Consider the following 17188-nt stretch of genomic DNA (forward strand, 5'->3'; position numbering starts at 1 on the left):
GCGTCGGGCTAAAATCGGTGACGGCAACAGAGGCGAGCGTCATTCAAGCGACCTTGCCGGCTGTTTCCCAGGCTGGTGAAGCAACTTTACGGTGCCCTCATCCCGCCTGCCGCCCGCCTTGCAGCCCAATCGAGCGCGAGCGGTGTTTCAATTCATGGCGCTCCGACGCTGGTATCTTGGCAGCTTGCAGGCGGCGCAGGATATCAGACGGGATCGCCGTCGCGTGCGGTTCCGGCTTCTGCTGAACGTGAAGCTCCATGAACTCACCTGCGGCTGCAATTTTGTCGCCGGCTAGCATTTGCATGTGCAGGTGAAAACGCTTGCCGTCGCAGTCCAGCAGCCGCGTTTCGACACGGACACGGTCCCCTTCCTTCACTTCGCGCAGGAAAAACTTGTGATCCTCAAGCAGATAGATCGTGCAGCCGGTCCGTTCGCGATAGGCGGCGTCGAACCCGATCTCATCCTGCATCGCATCAACGGCCAGGCTGAACACCAACCCATAGTAGCTGTCCCGCATATGGCCGTTATAGTCGATCCATTCGGGCATAATCTTGGTCTCAAAGGCAAAGATCGTCACTGTGGTGCCTCCAGATTGTAGAACCGGGCCGCGGTGCCGCGAAACACTGCGCTGTGCATCTCTGCCGGGACCAACCCGCGATAGGCCTGCGCCAGAGTGCGGTAATCAGAATACAGCCTGTCGACCGGGAAGTTCGACCCGAACATCACCCGATCGGCGCCGAACTGCGCCAGGCAGGTCTCGACAATCGGACGGATGCTGGCCACTGTCCAATTGTGTTCGAACATGCCCAGGCCTGACAGTTTGCAAGTGACATGGGGCAGACGCGAGAAGTGCTTCAGTTCCTTCCCCCAAGCCGTCAGCCCCTCGGCGGAGCGGTCATGGGGTGAGCCTGCATGACACAGCGCCACCGGGGTATCCGGGGCCTGCGCCAGAAGCCTTGCGGTTTTCTCCATCAGTTCCGGGATCAGCTGCAGATCAAAGCTGAGCCCCCGCTGTCCCGCCTCCTGCAATCCTGCCAGAAACCGCGGGTCATCCAGCAGCGCATTGGTGCCGGTTTGCGCGTCTTCGCCCGGTGCGCGGCCGATGATCTGGCGCACACCGCGCACGGTTGGCAGGCTCTGGAACCGGTCGAGCTGTTCGGACAGGTCCGGCGCGGTCAGGTCACAAAACACCACTTGTGCCATCGGCCAGTCCGGATTCGCTTCTGCCACCGACTGCACCCAGCGCGCCTCTGCCAGACCGTCCTCGGCGCCCACCTGGATATGCACCGATGCAATGACACCTTCGGCTGCGGCCTCGGTGCGGAATTCTTCCAGCAGGTAATCCCGCTGGATCGGCGCCGGATCGCCAAAGAACCGTGTCTCCCCCTTGGCCATCAGCCAGGGATAGCGAACCGCCCCAAGATCCCACAGGTGGTGATGCGCGTCGATCCACCCGGTCATGTACGCGGCACCTCTGCCATGCGGGCCAGAATGTCGACGCCCTGCTGGTTCCAAAAATGCAGCAGATCGATGAAAATCCAGTTCTCGGCGAGTTTATCCCCCTCGCGGCGGTAGATGTCGATCACCCGGAACTCCCCGGCCTTGCCGGTGGCGGGCATGCCCATGAAGCCCCCGGTGGGACGGGCGGTGAAATTCGGCCAGCCGAAGAAGCCGCCAAAACTGCCCTCGGCCAGACGGCAGATGTGATTGGTCTTGGAGCGGTCTGTGAAACCCGCACGGAACGGCCCCGAGTGCTGCTTGGCATAGCGTTCGATCGTATAGGTGGCGCCGATCCCCGCAGGGCCCCACCAGATCATGTCCTCGGCCCAGGTCCGGCGCAGCTCATCCTCTAGGCTCAACCCGCTTTTCCACTGCCCGAGGTCGGAGATCATCGCGTTGATTGTTGCCAGGGTCTTCTCCCCCTCCTCCGCAGGCTGCGAATCGAACATCAGCCCGTCATGCGTCATCGGTCCGGGCTGCACCAGATGCGCGGCGGTCTGCGGCGGGAACGGCTGCAAACCCGCCTGCATCATCAGATGCGGGATGTCGAAATACATCGCCGTTTCGGTGACCTTGCCATCTTCAACCTTGTTGAACTCGCAATAGCGCAGGAACGCCATCTTGCCGGTCGGGGCGATCCCCAGCCAGGGCGCGTCGAACAGCCCCATCAGATGCCCCATCGAGACCACCCAGACCGAAGCGAACCCGTCCATCTCGTTGGCGCCCGCCATAAAGATGTCCTCACGCCTCTGCATATTCTTCAGTGACCCGCGCAAGGGGGTCCAGAACACGTCAGCGACGGCTTCGGCGCCCTGCTGCTCATGGAACGGATGGTAGCCGCGCCAGATATGATTCGAGGCGTAGTACCGCGCAAGCACCTCGCCTGCTTGCCCTGCCTTCGACCCGTCCAGATCGGCGTAAAGGTTTCGGATCACTTGCTTTTCCGCTGAAAAGTCAATCATGAGAGGTTGCCCCTTGCATACGTGTGCAAAAAAGTCTTGCCAAAAAGTCATCTATAAGTCTACCCTCTTTGCATTCGTATGCAAAACGGCCGGTCACAGCCGGCAGAGGGGAAGCCATGGCCGAGATACAATTGCAGAATGTTGGCAAGCGCTGGGGGTCGTTCGTCGGCGTCGACAACTTCGACCTGACCATCGCCGACAAGGAGTTCCTGGTCCTTCTGGGGCCTTCGGGCTGTGGCAAGACCACCACCATGCGGATGATCGCAGGGCTGGAAGAAGCTTCTGAGGGCGACATTCTGATCGACGGTCAGCGCGTCAACGACATGGAGCCCAAGGACCGCGACGTGGCGATGGTGTTCCAGTCCTACGCGCTCTACCCCAATATGAACGTCTACGAAAACATCCGTTTTCCGCTGAAGGTGCGCGGCATCGACCCCAAGACTCATGACGAGAAGGTCCGCCGCGCCTCGGCGATGGTGGAACTGGACGACTTCCTGCACCGCAAACCGGCCGAACTCTCCGGCGGCCAGCGCCAGCGCGTTGCTTTGGCCCGCGCCATTGTGCGCGAACCCAATGTCTTCCTGATGGACGAGCCGCTGTCAAACCTCGATGCCAAGCTCCGCGTCTCCACCCGCGCCCAGATCAAGAACCTCAGCCACGAGCTGGCTGTGACAACGATCTACGTGACTCACGACCAGATCGAGGCGATGACCCTGGCCGACCGCGTCGTGGTGATGAAAAAGGGCGTGGTTCAGCAGGTGGGCTCACCGACCGAAATCTACGACCGGCCCGCCAATACGTTTGTCGCCAGCTTCATCGGCAACCCGGCGATGAACCTGATGGAGGGCGAGATCCAGGGCGGCACCTTCCGCGCAAAGAACGTGGAAATCAGCGGGCTGAACGCCCCGAACGGACCGCTCACACTGGGTTTCCGGGCCGAGGACGCCAGCATCGCGGCACCCGGCGAAGGCCAGATCAACGCGCCGATCTACACGATGGAACTGCTGGGCGACGCAACGATGATCTCGGTGCGCGTGGGCGGGGCTCTGGTTTCGGTAAAGGCGGACAAGACCTTCCGGGCTGAAATTGGCCAGACGGTGTCGATCTCCGTGCCGCAGGGCATCTGCCACCTGTTTGACGGTCAAACCGGCGCGCGGATCGGGGGTTGAACGCTCCCTGCCGGCGCATCCGCCACTGCAGTCCACAGGACGGGCGCAAACCGCCTGCATCCATTCCAGAAAAACCAGGGAGAATGATATGTTACTGAAACGACTTGCCGCAGCATCGCTGTTTGCCGGGCTGATGGGCTCGGCAGCTTTCGCGGCCAACTGCGGCCCCGAAGGCCAGTCAATCCGCATCCTGGCGAGCGACTTTCCAGCAATCCACGCGGTTGTCAATGCGGCCCGGGCCAATTGCGCAGACGCCGCAGCGGAATTCACCGCCAACCACACCACCGAGGCGCGCCAGATCATGAACGCGGCGCTGACGCCGAACCCGGCGGAATACACTTCGGTGATCCTCGCCAACGCCACGCTGACCCAGCTGATGAACGATGGTCTGGTCCGGCCGCTCAATGACCTGGTGGAGAAGTACAAGGACAGCATCCCGCCGAACGTGCTGATCACCATCGACGGCAACGTGATGGCGGTTGCCTTCATGGCCAACTCGCAGCACCTGTTCTCGCGCAAGGATATCCTGGAGCAAGCGGGTGTTGACAGCATCCCCGCATCCTATGAGGAAGTGCTGGAGGCCGCAGAGAAGATCCGCGCCGCGGGCATCATGGAACATCCCATCGCGATGAACCTGCAGACCGGCTGGAACGTGGGCGAAGTCTTCAACATGATCTATCTCGGCCACGGCGGCGAGTTCTTCGCACCCGGCTCTGCCGAACCCTCGATCAACAATGAGCAGGGCATCGCCACGCTGGAAACCATGAAGGCGCTGGCCGAATACGCCCACCCGGACCACCTGACCCATGCCTCCAACGAGACCCAGGGCCTGTGGGAATCCGGCCAGGCGGCGCTGGCCGTCATGTGGGGCTCGCGCGGTGCGCCGATCCTGGATGACGAAGGTTCCACCGAGGAAGTGACCTCTAACACCGTCCTGTCCGCGGCCCCTACCGTCGGCGGCGGCTCGATCCCGGCGGCCACCCTGTGGTGGGATGGCATCTCCATTGCCTCCAATGTTTCCGATGAAGAAGCTGAGGCAACCTTCGCCGCGCTGATCAGCGGCCTGACCCCCGAAATGGTGGCGGAGAACAACGACGACGCGGTCTGGCTGCTGCCGGGTTTTGAACCCGGACCGGCAGCAGCGGGCGTGGCCGGAACCGTGCAGGGCGGGGCCCGGCCCTATCCGATGATCCCGCAGATCGGTCTGCTGCACGCAGCACTCGGTTCCGAACTCACCGACTTCCTGAAGGGTGGTGAAAGTGCCGAGCAGGCGCTGTCAGATGTCGAGACCGCCTACCGGACCTCGGCCAAGGAAGCCGGCTTCCTCAAGTAAACCTCCCCGACTGGAGGGGGCTCCGGCCCCCTCTCTTTTCCCGGACTGAATACCGAGACCCACACCATGAAGCACCGCACATTTTTCTGGTTCATCCTGCCGACTCTTTCCGCGATGATCCTCTTCATCGCGCTGCCCATCGTCTCGGTTTTCATCCAGTCGCTGTTTGTCGAGCACGAGCAGGTTCTGGTGGTTTCCGAGAGCTGCGGCCCGTTCGGCTGCACGCCCACGACCACTGTTGATACCGCGGCCACAGCCGCACTGCAGGAAGAGCAGCCGCTAGGCCGGTACAACGGGCTCAACACCTACATCAACCGCTCGCACCTGGCCTTCGTCGAAGTCGGCGAAGCCTGGCGCAGCACGGAAACTTTCGGCGCGTTCTGGAAACAGATCATCAACCTGCCCTTCTACCGCGCGCTGATCTTCACGCTGACTTACACGGCGGTGGTCACTCCGGTCGTTATCGCGCTTGGCCTGGCAATTGCAGTGGGCGTCAACAACCTGCCCCGCATCCTCAAGGGCCCGTCGATCTTCATCTCGCTGCTGCCGTTCCTTGTCACACCGCTGGTTGGTTCCCTGATCCTGTTCTGGATGGTCGACAGCGACGGCGTCATCGGTGCCACCATCCAGCGCATCTTCAACGATCCCTCGCTGAGCCTGAAGGCTTCCACCGCGCTCACCTGGACCATGCTGATTGTCTATGGTGTCTGGCACACCCTGCCGTTCAGCTTCATCACCTTCTACGCAGGCCTCCAGACCGTGCCCGAGGACACCATGGAGGCGGCGATGATTGACGGCGCGTCGAAGTGGCAGCGCATGATCCATGTGGTCGTGCCGCATCTGGCACCGCTGATGTCCTTCGTGACGCTGATGCTTTTGATGGACAACTTCCGCGTCTTCGAGCCGATCGTCAGCTTCAAGGCCGAGGCCCACGCCACCTCGCTCAGCTGGATCATCTACAACGACCTGCGCGAAAGCGGTAATCCGCTCTACGGCTCGGCCGGGGCGACCTCGATGATGACCATCATCGGCGTGGTCATCCTGCTGACCCCGGTGCTGATCCGCACCTGGCGCGACTTCAACCGCAAAGCACACTGAGGGCACGATCATGGCAACCAATGCACAATCCTCCATCGCAGTCCCGGCAGTGAACCCGAAATCCCGCTCCCGCGTCCCGCTGCTCACGGTGGTTTCGCTGGCGCTCGTGGCGCTCTGGCTGATCATCGCTGCTTTCCCCTTCTTCTGGACCTTTTGGGGCAGCTTCAAGGTGCAGTCGGACTTCTTCTCCAAGACCGACTGGCAGAACGCCATCTACGGGGTCAACACGATCCGGCAGACCGGCAGCGCCTTCACGCTCGAAGGCTACCAGGGCGCCTGGGTGGACGAGGAATTCTGGCGCAACGTCATCAACTCCGGGATCGTGGTGTTCTTCACCGTGGTGATCTCACTCACCTTCGGCACTCTGGGCGGCTACGCCCTCGCCCGCTCCGGCCGCCGCTATGCCTTCTGGCTCCTGATGGCCGCGCTAGTGTTCCGCGCCATGCCGCATATCACCCTGGTTTCGGGCTACCTGCTGCCGTTCTTCGAGTGGAACATCTGGGGCATCCTGCCGACCACAATCATCGTGCTGGTGGCAATCAACCAGCCTTTCACCCTGTGGATGCTGCACTCCTTCTTCCTCAACATCCCCAAGGACATGGACGAAAGCGCCATGGTCGACGGCTGCACCCGCTTCCAGGCCTTCCGCCACGTGATTATTCCGGTGATGTGGCCCGGCGTTATCACCACCGGCCTGTTCAGCTTCCTGCTCGCCTACAACGACTTCGCGGTGACCGCGATGCTGCTCAGCTCGGAAAACGAGACCATCATCCCCGCGATCAACAGCTTCCTCGGTACCACTCAGGTCGAGGGCAAGGTGATGTACGCCGTCGCCGCCGTGGTCTCCGCCACCGCCCCGCTGTTCGTGCTGATCCTGTTCTTCCAGCGACAGATCGTCAGCGGGCTGACCGCAGGCGCGGTGAAGGGCTGATGAGCAGCGCCGCAAGACATAATGCCGTTGCGCGCCACCCGGCGCTCAACCGGATGCCAAGGGATTTTCTGACAGGCGGCCGTCTCCTCCTCGTCTGATCACATCATCCCTTGGCAACAAATTAAGGAACAGAGCATGAAAGGCTCCCGCCCCGAACAAGCCGTGCTGACCAAAGACACGGACCTGAGCAAGACCGAAGAAACCCGCGCCGTGATCGAGAACATGGTGGACGGGTTGAATGACCACCGGATCAGCGACATCGGCGAATTCTTCTCCGAAGGCTTCCGCTGGATGGGCAATCAGGGCTGCGGCACCAAGACCGGGCTGAAGGAATTCCAGGACAACTGGCAGCGCCCGTTCCAGGCTGCGTTCTCTGACAAGGTCTGCATCGACGAGGCCCGCCTCTACATGGGCGAATGGGCCGCCGCCTTCGGCCGCCAGGAGGCCACCCACAGCGGCACCTTCCTCGGCATCGAACCCACCGGCAAGCGTGTCGAGATCCGTTACATGGACTTCTGGAAGGTCCAGGACGGCAAGATCGTGGACAACTGGGTGAACGTCGATTTCGCCCATGTCGCCGCCCAGCTCGGCGTTGACCTGTTCAACGGCGAGGGCTGGGAAGCTTTTGACCGCGGGGAGAAAACCCCTCCGCGCCCCGACAATTGAGGACCTGACCATGACCATCGAATACCTGAAACGCGGCAAGTCCGATGCCGACCGCGCCGAGGATGACGCCAAGACCCGCGCCGTGGTCGAAGCCACGCTGAAGGACATCGAGGCCCGCGGCGACGCCGCCGTGCGGGAGCTGTCCGAGAAATTCGACAACTACAGCCCCGAAAGCTTCCGCCTCAGCCAGCCGGAAATCGACGCGCTGATCGCCTCGCTGAGCGACCGCGAGCTGGAGGACATCAAATTCGCACAGAAGCAGGTGATGAATTTCGCCCAGGCGCAGCGCGATTCCATGCTGGACATCGAGGTGGAGACCCTGCCGGGCGTGATCCTCGGCCACAAGAACATCCCCGTGCAGTCGGTCGGCTGCTACGTGCCCGGCGGCAAGTTCCCGATGGTCGCCTCGGCGCATATGTCGGTGGCCACCGCCAAGGTCGCGGGCGTGCCGCGCATCATCGCCTGCACCCCGCCTTTCAACGGCAAGCCCAACGCCGCTGTGATTGCCGCGATGCACCTGGGCGGTGCCCATGAGATCTACGTGATGGGCGGCATCCAGGCGATCGGCGCCATGGCGATCGGCACCGAGACCATCGACCCGGTGCACATGCTGGTCGGCCCCGGCAACGCCTTCGTGGCGGAGGCCAAGCGCCAGCTGTTCGGCCGCGTCGGCATCGACCTCTTTGCAGGCCCGACCGAGACAATGGTGATCGCCGATGAGAGTGCCGCGGACGCCGAGCTCTGCGCCACCGACCTCTTGGGCCAGGCCGAGCACGGCTACAATTCTCCCTGCGTGCTGCTGACGAACTCCCGCAAGCTGGCCGAGGACACCCTGAGCGAGATCGACCGCCTGCTCGGCATCCTGCCGACCGCGGGAACCGCCAAGGTCTCCTGGGAGGTTTATGGCGAGGTGATCGTCTGCGACACCTACGAGGAGATGCTGCAGGTCGCCGATGATATCGCCTCCGAGCACGTGCAGGTGATGACCGACCGCGACGACTGGTTCCTGGAGAACATGACCTGCTACGGCGCGCTGTTCCTCGGGCCCCGCACCAACGTGGCCAACGGCGACAAGGTGATCGGCACCAACCACACCCTGCCGACCAAGAAGGCGGGCCGCTACACCGGCGGGCTGTGGGTGGGCAAGTTCCTGAAAACCCACAGCTACCAGAAGGTCACCACCGACGAGGCCGCCACCATGATCGGCGAATACGGCTCGCGGCTCTGCATGCTCGAAGGCTTCGTCGGCCACGCCGAGCAGTGCAACATCCGTGTCCGCCGCTATGGCGGCAAGAACGTGGCTTACGGTGAGGCCGCAGAATGACCACCGATACCCACACCCAAAACAAGGCGCTGATCGCGCCGATGCGGGAGGCGATGCGCGACTTCAGCGAAAAGGGCGTGCGCGCCGCGCTGGAGGAGCTGATCGCGCCGGACGCGGTGGTGCATATGTGCCACCCGTTCGGCGACCTGACCGGGCCCAAGGAGCTCTATGACACCTGCTATGCGCCGCTGCTGCAGTCCATGCCGGACCTGGAGCGCCGCGACTGGATCGTCATGGGCGGGCGCACCGAGCATGGCGGCGACTGGATCGGCTGCGGCGGCCATTACTACGGCACCTTCGTGCAGCCCTGGCTGGACATCCCGCCGACCGGCCACCTGACCCACATGCGCTTCCACGAGTTCTACCGGTTTGAGGAAGGCCGCGTGGTCGAGGTCCAGACCATCTGGGACATCCCCGAGGTGATGATGCAGGCAAACGCCTGGCCGATGGCGCCCTCGCTCGGCCTCGAGTTCTGCATCCCCGGCCCGGCCACACACGACGGCATCGTGCCGGGGCCCTGGGACGAGGAGAAATCCCAGGCCTCCTGCGCGCATATCGTCGACATGCTGACCCACCTGAAGAAACACCCGAGCCAGGGCGGCCCGGAGGTGATGGAGATGCCGAAGTTCTGGCACGAGCGGATGAACTGGTACGGGCCTGCGGGCATCGGCACCGGCCGCGGCATCTCGGGGTTCCGCAACTGGCACCAGATCCCGTTCCTGAACGGCATGCCCGACCGCGGCCAGTATCTGGACGAGATCACCTATCATTTCTTCGGCGACGGCGAATACGCCGCGGTGACCGGCTGGCCAAACATGATCCAGACCGTGACCCACGACGGCTGGATGGGCATCGCGCCCTCGGGCCAGCGCATCACCATGCGCAGCCTCGACTTCTGGCGGCTGGAGAACGGCAAGATCCGGGAGAACTGGGTGACGGTCGACCTGCTGGACGCCTACCGCCAGCTGGGCGTAGACGTCTTTGCGCGCCTGCGCGAGTTCAACAAGGCCCGCGTGCCAGGCGGCATTCCATTTCCCGTCGGCGAGGCATGACATGACCCAATTCCCCAGCACCCCCAGTTTCAGCCTGAAGGGCAAGCGCGCGCTTGTCGCGGGCGCCTCCTCCGGCATCGGCATGGCCTCTGCCGTGGCACTGGCGGAGCATGGGGCCGAGGTCACCCTTGCAGCGCGCCGCACGGACGCGCTGCAGGAGGTCGCCGCGGAAATGGCCGCGCGCGGCTGGGCCGCCAAGGTGCTTCAACTGGATGTGGGCGACGTTGCAGCCACGGCAGAGGCGGTGGCGGCAAACGGGCCCTTCGACATCCTGGTGAACTCCGCCGGCACCGCCCGCCACGGCAAGGCCGTCGACACCGCGCCGGAAGATTTCGACGCGGTGATGGATGTGAATGTCCGCGGCGCCTACTTCCTGACCCAGGCCGTCGCCAAGGGGCTCATCGCCGCGGGCCGCCCCGGCTCGCTGATCAATATCTCCAGCCAGATGGGCCACGTCGGCGGCCGCGAGCGCGCGGTCTACTGCGCGTCCAAGTTCGCGGTCGAAGGCTTCACCAAGGCGATGGCGCTGGAATTCGGCCCCGGCAAGATCCGCGTCAACACCATCTGCCCGACCTTCATCCTCACCGACCTCACCCGGCCCACCTTCGATGATCCGGAAAAACGCGCCTGGGTGCTCGACAAGATCAAGCTCGGCCGCCCGGGCGAGATCGAGGACATCATGGGCGCGGTGGTCTACCTCGCCTCGGACGCTTCGGCCCTGGTCACCGGCACCGCAATGCTGGTGGACGGCGGCTGGACGGCAGACTGATGGGCGCGAGCAAGGTCACTTCCATGGACGTCGCCCGCCGCGCAGGCGTCAGCCAGTCGGCGGTCAGCCGGGTGTTCACGCCCGGCGCTTCGGCCTCGAAGAAGACCATCGAGAAGGTGCGCAAGGCGGCTGACGAACTGGGCTACCGGCCCAACGTGCTGGCCCGCGCAATGGTGTCCGGCAAGAGCGGCATCATCGGACTGGTGGTCGCCTACCTCAACAACCAGTTCTACCCCGAGGCGCTGGAGAAGCTCACCAACGCGCTGCAGGAGCGCGGCTATCACGTTCTGGTCTTCCTGGCCTCCCATTCGGCCGGCAACATCGACCGCGTGGTCGAGGAGATCCTGGATTTCCAGGTCGACGGCATCATTGCGGCCTCGGTTGCGCTGTCCTCGGACCTCTCCGCCCGCTGCCAGGCGGCCGGCGTGCCGATGGTGCTGTTCAACCGGGCGCAGGACGATGCCTCGATGTCGGCGGTGACCTCCGACAACGTGGCGGGCGGACGCAAGGCAGCCGAGTTCCTGCTCGCGGGCGGGCACCGGAAGATCGGCTATATCGCGGGCTGGGAAGGCGCCTCCACCCAGCGCGACCGCGAGGCGGGCTTCCGCGCCGGGCTGGAAGCGGGCGGCGCCACGCTGCATGCCCGCGAGGTCGGCAATTTCGTCACCGAACAGACCCAGGAAGCCACCCGCCGCATGTTCGCAAGCGACCCGCCGGATGCGGTTTTTGTGGCCAATGATCACATGGCCATCGCGGTAATGGACACCCTGCGTTTCGAACTCGGCCTCAGCGTGCCCGACGATGTCTCTGTCATCGGCTACGACGATGTCACTGTCGCCGCCTGGCCTACCTATAATCTCACCACTGTGCGGCAGCCCGCCAACCGCATGGTGGCCGAAACCGTCGACATCATCCTGGCCAAGATCGAGGACGCCGACGTGCGCCCGCGCCGGGTCGAGATCGACGGCCCACTCATCGTCCGCGGCTCTGCCCGCATACCTGAAGGATGGAAGACATGAAGGGTTTTAACCCCAAGTTCAAAGACTTCCCGGATTACATCATTGGCATCACCAAGGAGATCTGGGAAGACCGCGGCATCGCCACGCTGCATGACTACTACGCGCCCGACATCGTCGTGCGCTCGCCCGCCTCGGTGGTGACCGGCAACGAGGGCGTGATCGCCGCAACCATGGCGACGCTTGCCGAGTTCCCCGACCGCACCCTCCTGGGCGAAGATGTCATCTGGTCCGGCACCCCGGAGGAGGGCATGTTGTCCTCGCACCGGCTCCTGTCCACCGCGACCCACCTGGGCGACGGGGTCTACGGCAAGGCGACCGGCAAGAAGCTCACCTACCGGATCCTCGCCGACTGCCACGCGATCAACAACCAGATCAACGACGAATGGCTGATCCGCGATCAGGGTGCCATCGTGCGTCAGATTGGGTGGGACCCCAAGGAATACGCCCGCGATCTGATCGCGCGCGAGGGCGGCCCTGAGGCCTGCGTACAGCCCTACACCCCAGCCAACGAGCAGCCCGGCCCTTACAAAGGCAACGGCAACGACAATGAATGGGGCCAGAAATACGCCGATATCCTGACGCGGATCATGAATGCCGACATGCGCGCGATTGAATCCGAATACGACCGCGCAGTGCAGTCGGAATATCCCGGCGGCATCACCGGCCACAGCTGGGGTCCGGTGGACCGCTTCTGGATGGGGCTGCGCGCCTCGTTCCCGAACGCCGAGTTCAAGATCCACCACCAGATCGGCCGCGACGATCCAATGATGCCGCCCCGCGCTGCGTTGCGCTGGACGCTGCATGGCAAGCACGACGGCTGGGGCGTCTTCGGCAAACCGACCGGCGCCGAGGTCTTCGTGCTGGGCGCCAGCCACGCCGAATTCGGCCCCTGGGGACTGCGCCGCGAATACGCGCTGTTCGATGAAACCTCGGTCTGGAAACAGATCCTGCTGCAGACCGGCGATCTCTGAATGCGGCCCGGTGCCTCTCCTCTGAACGCCAGTCAGGCGGCGCGGCGGTATCACGCCCACCGCGCCAGCCTGCGCGCCCGGCGGCTGAACAACCACCCGCCCGGTTGCGGGCGCTGACTCAGCCGTTTCAAACCAGATTTCAAGAGGATACCAGCCATGAGCACCATCCAAGAACGCATCGTCCGCTACGGCGAACTGAAACCCTGTAAGACCGCCTTCATCGACGCCCACACCCCGGGCTCGGACCAGAAGGAAAACTTCACCATCATCGGCGGCGGCGTCAGCGAAAGCCCCGACCAGCACGTCCACATCACCGACAAGATCGGCTTCAACATCGGCGCCGCGGGCCAGCCGCCGAAATGCCGCAACTCGCTGCACAGCCACACCACCGCCGAAGTGTTCTTTGTCGCCAAGGGCCGCTGGCGCTTCTTCTGGGGCCGCTATGGCACTGCGGGGGAGTTCATCGCCGAGGAAGGCGATATCTTCAACATCCCCACCGGCATCTTCCGCGGCTTCGAAAACGTCGGCCAGGACTATGGCATGATCATGTCGATCCTCGGCGGCGACGATGCTGGCGGCGGCGTCACCTGGGCGCCGCAGGTGATCGAGGACGCGCAGGCCCACGGGCTGATGCTGGGTAACAATGGCGTGCTGTATGACAGCAAGAAGGGCCAGGACCTGCCGCACAACGTGCAACCTATGCCAGTGCTGACCGAAGAGCAGATGAAGGCTTACCCCGAGGTCCCGGTCGAGGACGTCGTTGGCAAATACGTCGCCCGCTACTGGGACCTGATGGCGCTGGCGGCGGACAAGCCTGCCAAAGTCATCGGTGAAGATGCGCTGATCAAGGACAAGCCCGGTTTCGAGGTCGATTTCCTGGGCCGCGGCTCTGCCGTGACGGATCAGGTCAAGGCGGAAAAGCCGGTGGTTCTGATGCCCGCCAGCGGCCATTGGCGCATCACCATCAACGAGGTCGAGACCACCTTGTCAAACGGCGACACCGCGCTGGTGCTGCCCGGTGAAAGCTACAGCGCCGAACCGTCGATGACCGGAAACGCGGGCCTCTACCGCATCACTGCAACCGACGATCCGGCCGGCGCCACCTGGCAGGGCTGATGACCGCAGTTACCTCCTGTGGGGCGCCGTCCGCTGCACAGGGGGTGTACAGGGGGTGTACGCATGTCACCCCCTGAAATCAGGGAGATTGGATGATGGTCAAGACAACCCATGTCGGCTCGCTGCCCCGGACCCAGAAGGTGGTGAATTTCATCTTCGCCCGCGAGCGGAAGGAACCTTTCGACCAGGCGGAATTCGACGCCTGCATGTCGGCTGCCGTTTCTGAAACTGTCCGCAAACAGGTTGCCGCGGGGGTAGATATCGTCAGCGACGGCGAGACCTCCAAGATCTCCTATGCCACCTACGTCAAGGACCGCTACACCGGCTTTTCCGGCGACAGCCCGCGCAATGCGCCTGCCGATCTGAAGATGTTTCCGGGCTTCCTGCAACGGCTGTCAGACGACGGCGGCACGCCGCAATATGCCCGCCCCATGTGTACCGGCGAGGTGCGCTCCAAAGGCCAGGCTGAGCTGGAAAAGGACATCGCCAACCTCAAGACTGCCTTGGCAGAGCACGGCATGGGACGCGGTTTCATGAACGCGGCGTCGCCCGGGGTCATCTCGCTGTTTTTGCAGAACGATTTCTATCCCACACGCGAGGCGTACCTGGCCGCGCTGGCCGATGCGATGAAGGCTGAATATGAGACCATCGTGGCCGCCGGGCTGGATCTGCAGCTGGACTGCCCCGACCTGGCGCTGTCGCGGCACATGCTGTTCAATGACTTGTCCGACGCGGAGTTCATCAAGATTGCAGACTTGCATGTGGAGGCATTGAACCACGCGCTGCAAAACGTGCCGCAGGAGCGCGTCCGGGTGCATATCTGCTGGGGCAACTACGAAGGCCCGCATTGCTGCGACATTCCGATGGACACAGTGTTCACCACTCTGATGAACACCAAATCGCGCTATGTTCTGTTTGAAACCTCCAATCCGCGCCACGCCCACGAGTGGACCGTGTTCCGCGACCGCAAGGCAGAGATCCCGGAGGACAAGGTGCTGGTGCCCGGCGTGGTAGATACTACCACCAATTTTGTAGAACACCCGGAACTGGTCGCGCAGCGCATTGAAAGATTTACGGAAATTGTCGGCTCTGACCGGGTGGTCGCGGGCTCGGACTGCGGCTTTGGTACCTTTGCAGGCTTTGGCTCAGTGGACCCGGACATCGCCTATGCCAAGCTCGCCGCGCTGTCGGAGGGGGCTCGGCGCGTCAAATGACACCGCTTGTCCTGATCCCCGGCATGATGTGCGATGCGCGGCTGTTCAACCCCCAGATTGCGGCGCTGTCCGGCAGCGTTCCGATCGTGACCGCGCCAATCGGCGGTCATGGCACAATGGCGGCGCTGGCGGCGGAGCTGCTCTCTTACGCGCCGCCGCGCTTTGCACTGGCGGGCCTGTCGATGGGCGGCATCCTGGCGATGGAAATCCTCCGCCAGGCGCCAGAGCGGATCGCAGGCTTGGCGCTGATGGACACCAACCCGCTGGCCGAAAGGGATGAGGTCAAGGCCCGCCGCGCGCCGCAGATCGAAGCCGTCCGCCAAGGCGGGCTGCGCCGGGTGATGGCCGAGGAGATGAAGCCGAACTACTTGACGGAAGGGCCCAACCGGGCCGCGATCCTTGATCTGTGCATGGACATGGCCTTGGATCTGGGTCCGGACGTTTTCATCAATCAGTCCACAGCCTTGCGCGACCGCATCGACCAATGCGAAACGCTGCGCGCCTTCACCGGCCCGGCGCTGGTGCTGTGCGGTCGCGGCGACATCCCCTGCCCCGTCGCCCGGCATGAGCTGATGCACGAATTGATGCCGCAAAGCCGGCTGGAAATCATCGGAAACGCCGGCCATCTGCCGGTTCTGGAACAACCTGAACAAACCACGGCGGCACTAAACCGCTGGCTGGAGACGATATGAAACCATCGCTGCTAAACCTGCTGAATAAGGTCGACACGCCCACCGTCTGCAACGCCATCGAAGTGGCTGAGGGAAAGCGCGGTTTCAACGCCTTCACCCGCGGCACCATGCTGTGTTCGGACCCGGATGCCGGCGCCATGGTGGGCTATGCCCGCACCGCCAAGATTGCCGCGGTGAACCCGCCGGAAGAACCGCCCGAAGTGATCCGCAAGCGCCGCATGGACTACTACCGGCACATGGCTCTCGGCACCGGGCCTTCGATCACCGTGGTCGAGGATCTGGACTTCCCCCATTGCATCGGCGCCTACTGGGGCGAGATCAACACCACCGTGCATAAAGGCTTCGGCATCAACGGCGCGCTGACCAACGGCGTGATGCGGGATCTGGGCGATCTGCCCGAGGGCTTCCCGGTTGTTGCTGGCTCCATTGGCCCCAGCCACGGGTTCGTACACGTCAAGGAAGTCGGAACACCCGTCAGCATCTTCGGCCTGGAAATCAATGACGGCGATCTGGTGCATGCGGACCGTCACGGCGCACTGGTGATCCCCCCAGAGGTGTTGGGTGATCTCGAACAGGCCATCCTCAAACTGCTCGAAACAGAGAAACTGATCCTGGAGCCTGCGCGCAAGCATGGGTTCGACTTCGACGCATTCGAGGAAGCATGGCAAGCGTTTGAAGCGGCCAGGACTTAGGTTAGGACCCATTAATCCTGCACCATTGCTTTCGCCGCTTTCGACTTGGCTGCGTAACAGCTACTGGCCGCAGAACAAGCGGTCCGCGGAGGCCGTTTCTGACCTTGGAGTTGTTGGGCAGGCAGCGAGGCCTATGGCTGGGCTCGTTGGCGTAAGGCACCTTCTGCGTTTAATCGCGATGGTACCACACAGCTGCGCTGTGACCGGCTTGGCCTGATTTGGTCCCATTGCCGCAGTCTGAATTTAGTGTGCGAGCACAGCCTTTTCGAAACGGGGAGTGCCCTGCGGCTGCACCCGAGCCTGTCGGCGCGGTACCGGGAGCTGATCGAAGATCTTGCTGGCGCCCTGAATGCACCAGAGGTGCGGCGGGAGGCGGCGGCGTCGCTGGTGGTATTGATTTCGGAGGTGCAGATGGTTCCGGATGCTGATGCGCCGTAAGGCTCCGGCGGCGGCCGCCTGATCCCGGGATCGATCCGATGGTAAGTCCGGCCTTATGTCCGACTTCAATAACCGCCCTCAAATCGAAGTTCTTTCCGCTGCCGATGGTGATCGCCGCCGGTATTGGTCAGATGATGATAAACTGCGCATCGTGGAGGAGAGCTTTATCGGCCACCGACAAGCGGCTGCCACAGCGCGGCGGCATGGCATTTGCCGGTCGCTGCTGACCACCTGGCGGCGGC

19 protein-coding genes are annotated in these 17188 nt (G+C 63.3%); 16 read left to right on the top strand and 3 right to left on the bottom strand.

Annotated elements, in window-relative coordinates; translation table 11 throughout:
• Nucleotides 1–97: 97 nt before the first annotated feature.
• The 3 genes from GKC28_RS19250 to GKC28_RS19260 are packed head-to-tail and all read right to left on the bottom strand — an operon-like array spanning nucleotide 98 to nucleotide 2462.
• Nucleotides 98–577 (bottom strand): thioesterase family protein, encoded by a 480-nt coding sequence (locus GKC28_RS19250; RefSeq protein ID WP_174148620.1) that lies wholly within the window; start codon nucleotides 575–577, stop codon nucleotides 98–100.
• Nucleotides 574–1461 carry an amidohydrolase gene (locus tag GKC28_RS19255; RefSeq protein WP_174148621.1) on the bottom strand — a complete coding sequence of 296 codons (888 nt, stop codon included), beginning with the start codon at nucleotides 1459–1461 and terminating at the stop codon, nucleotides 574–576. Before GKC28_RS19255 ends, GKC28_RS19250 begins: the two co-directional genes overlap by 4 nt.
• Nucleotides 1458–2462: an ester cyclase gene (locus GKC28_RS19260; protein WP_174148622.1), complete on the bottom strand. Its 1005-nt coding sequence runs from the start codon at nucleotides 2460–2462 to the stop codon at nucleotides 1458–1460. Before GKC28_RS19260 ends, GKC28_RS19255 begins: the two co-directional genes overlap by 4 nt.
• Before the next feature lie 116 nt (nucleotides 2463–2578).
• On the opposite strand from GKC28_RS19260, the gene GKC28_RS19265 reads away from it, so the two are divergent.
• The 16 genes from GKC28_RS19265 to GKC28_RS19335 all read left to right on the top strand — a co-directional run.
• Nucleotides 2579–3631 carry an ABC transporter ATP-binding protein gene (locus GKC28_RS19265; RefSeq protein WP_174148623.1) on the top strand — a complete coding sequence of 351 codons (1053 nt, stop codon included), beginning with the start codon at nucleotides 2579–2581 and terminating at the stop codon, nucleotides 3629–3631.
• An 88-nt stretch (nucleotides 3632–3719) separates the two neighbouring features.
• Entirely contained in the window at nucleotides 3720–4964 is a 1245-nt protein-coding gene (locus GKC28_RS19270; RefSeq protein WP_174148624.1) for an ABC transporter substrate-binding protein, read from the top strand.
• A gap of 66 nt (nucleotides 4965–5030) precedes the next feature.
• The gene (locus GKC28_RS19275; RefSeq protein ID WP_174148625.1) at nucleotides 5031–6062 is read left to right on the top strand and encodes a carbohydrate ABC transporter permease; all 1032 of its coding nucleotides are present in this window, start codon (nucleotides 5031–5033) and stop codon (nucleotides 6060–6062) included.
• Between the two features lie 10 nt (nucleotides 6063–6072).
• Nucleotides 6073–6993 carry a carbohydrate ABC transporter permease gene (locus tag GKC28_RS19280; protein ID WP_174148626.1) on the top strand — a complete coding sequence of 307 codons (921 nt, stop codon included), beginning with the start codon at nucleotides 6073–6075 and terminating at the stop codon, nucleotides 6991–6993.
• Between the two features lie 135 nt (nucleotides 6994–7128).
• Entirely contained in the window at nucleotides 7129–7659 is a 531-nt protein-coding gene (locus GKC28_RS19285; protein ID WP_174148627.1) for an ester cyclase, read from the top strand.
• Nucleotides 7660–7669: 10 nt separating this feature from the next.
• Nucleotides 7670–8983 (top strand): histidinol dehydrogenase, encoded by a 1314-nt coding sequence (hisD, locus tag GKC28_RS19290; protein WP_174148628.1) that lies wholly within the window; start codon nucleotides 7670–7672, stop codon nucleotides 8981–8983.
• Entirely contained in the window at nucleotides 8980–10035 is a 1056-nt protein-coding gene (locus tag GKC28_RS19295) for an ester cyclase (protein ID WP_174148629.1), read from the top strand. The genes hisD and GKC28_RS19295 overlap by 4 nt, the downstream gene beginning before the upstream one ends.
• A gap of 1 nt (nucleotide 10036) precedes the next feature.
• Nucleotides 10037–10804, top strand: coding sequence for an SDR family NAD(P)-dependent oxidoreductase (locus tag GKC28_RS19300; protein WP_174148630.1), 768 nt, complete (start codon nucleotides 10037–10039; stop codon nucleotides 10802–10804).
• Nucleotides 10804–11823, top strand: coding sequence for a LacI family DNA-binding transcriptional regulator (locus tag GKC28_RS19305; protein ID WP_174148631.1), 1020 nt, complete (start codon nucleotides 10804–10806; stop codon nucleotides 11821–11823). Before GKC28_RS19300 ends, GKC28_RS19305 begins: the two co-directional genes overlap by 1 nt.
• Nucleotides 11820–12794 (top strand): ester cyclase, encoded by a 975-nt coding sequence (locus GKC28_RS19310; RefSeq protein WP_174148632.1) that lies wholly within the window; start codon nucleotides 11820–11822, stop codon nucleotides 12792–12794. The genes GKC28_RS19305 and GKC28_RS19310 overlap by 4 nt, the downstream gene beginning before the upstream one ends.
• Nucleotides 12795–12950: 156 nt before the next feature.
• On the top strand, nucleotides 12951–13910 hold the full coding sequence (locus tag GKC28_RS19315; protein WP_174148633.1) for a cupin: 960 nt from the start codon (nucleotides 12951–12953) through the stop codon (nucleotides 13908–13910).
• Between the two features lie 95 nt (nucleotides 13911–14005).
• Entirely contained in the window at nucleotides 14006–15124 is a 1119-nt protein-coding gene (locus tag GKC28_RS19320; protein WP_174148639.1) for a cobalamin-independent methionine synthase II family protein, read from the top strand.
• A complete protein-coding gene (locus GKC28_RS19325; protein WP_174148634.1) occupies nucleotides 15121–15816 on the top strand; it encodes an alpha/beta fold hydrolase in 696 nt (231 codons plus the stop codon). Before GKC28_RS19320 ends, GKC28_RS19325 begins: the two co-directional genes overlap by 4 nt.
• Nucleotides 15813–16508 carry an RraA family protein gene (locus GKC28_RS19330; protein WP_174148635.1) on the top strand — a complete coding sequence of 232 codons (696 nt, stop codon included), beginning with the start codon at nucleotides 15813–15815 and terminating at the stop codon, nucleotides 16506–16508. Before GKC28_RS19325 ends, GKC28_RS19330 begins: the two co-directional genes overlap by 4 nt.
• Nucleotides 16509–16754: 246 nt before the next feature.
• Nucleotides 16755–16946, top strand: coding sequence for a hypothetical protein (locus tag GKC28_RS26190; protein WP_217434149.1), 192 nt, complete (start codon nucleotides 16755–16757; stop codon nucleotides 16944–16946).
• A gap of 55 nt (nucleotides 16947–17001) precedes the next feature.
• The coding region (locus GKC28_RS19335; RefSeq protein ID WP_174148636.1) for a transposase at nucleotides 17002–17188 on the top strand (187 nt) is incomplete at its 3' end.

This window comes from Leisingera sp. ANG59, from assembly GCF_013317235.1.
Taxonomy (GTDB): Bacteria; Pseudomonadota; Alphaproteobacteria; order Rhodobacterales; family Rhodobacteraceae; genus Leisingera.

What these genes read in the sequence shown, in the direction of transcription:
- GKC28_RS19255 (WP_174148621.1), bottom strand. Translation starts at nt 1,461, where the DNA reads ATGACCGGGTGGATCGACGCGCATCACCACCTGTGGGATCTTGGGGCG.
- GKC28_RS19260 (WP_174148622.1), bottom strand. Translation starts at nt 2,462, where the DNA reads ATGATTGACTTTTCAGCGGAAAAGCAAGTGATCCGAAACCTTTACGCC.
- GKC28_RS19265 (WP_174148623.1), top strand. Translation starts at nt 2,579, where the DNA reads ATGGCCGAGATACAATTGCAGAATGTTGGCAAGCGCTGGGGGTCGTTC.
- GKC28_RS19270 (WP_174148624.1), top strand. Translation starts at nt 3,720, where the DNA reads ATGTTACTGAAACGACTTGCCGCAGCATCGCTGTTTGCCGGGCTGATG.
- GKC28_RS19275 (WP_174148625.1), top strand. Translation starts at nt 5,031, where the DNA reads ATGAAGCACCGCACATTTTTCTGGTTCATCCTGCCGACTCTTTCCGCG.
- GKC28_RS19280 (WP_174148626.1), top strand. Translation starts at nt 6,073, where the DNA reads ATGGCAACCAATGCACAATCCTCCATCGCAGTCCCGGCAGTGAACCCG.
- GKC28_RS19285 (WP_174148627.1), top strand. Translation starts at nt 7,129, where the DNA reads ATGAAAGGCTCCCGCCCCGAACAAGCCGTGCTGACCAAAGACACGGAC.
- hisD (WP_174148628.1), top strand. Translation starts at nt 7,670, where the DNA reads ATGACCATCGAATACCTGAAACGCGGCAAGTCCGATGCCGACCGCGCC.
- GKC28_RS19295 (WP_174148629.1), top strand. Translation starts at nt 8,980, where the DNA reads ATGACCACCGATACCCACACCCAAAACAAGGCGCTGATCGCGCCGATG.
- GKC28_RS19300 (WP_174148630.1), top strand. Translation starts at nt 10,037, where the DNA reads ATGACCCAATTCCCCAGCACCCCCAGTTTCAGCCTGAAGGGCAAGCGC.
- GKC28_RS19305 (WP_174148631.1), top strand. Translation starts at nt 10,804, where the DNA reads ATGGGCGCGAGCAAGGTCACTTCCATGGACGTCGCCCGCCGCGCAGGC.
- GKC28_RS19310 (WP_174148632.1), top strand. Translation starts at nt 11,820, where the DNA reads ATGAAGGGTTTTAACCCCAAGTTCAAAGACTTCCCGGATTACATCATT.
- GKC28_RS19315 (WP_174148633.1), top strand. Translation starts at nt 12,951, where the DNA reads ATGAGCACCATCCAAGAACGCATCGTCCGCTACGGCGAACTGAAACCC.
- GKC28_RS19320 (WP_174148639.1), top strand. Translation starts at nt 14,006, where the DNA reads ATGGTCAAGACAACCCATGTCGGCTCGCTGCCCCGGACCCAGAAGGTG.
- GKC28_RS19325 (WP_174148634.1), top strand. Translation starts at nt 15,121, where the DNA reads ATGACACCGCTTGTCCTGATCCCCGGCATGATGTGCGATGCGCGGCTG.
- GKC28_RS19330 (WP_174148635.1), top strand. Translation starts at nt 15,813, where the DNA reads ATGAAACCATCGCTGCTAAACCTGCTGAATAAGGTCGACACGCCCACC.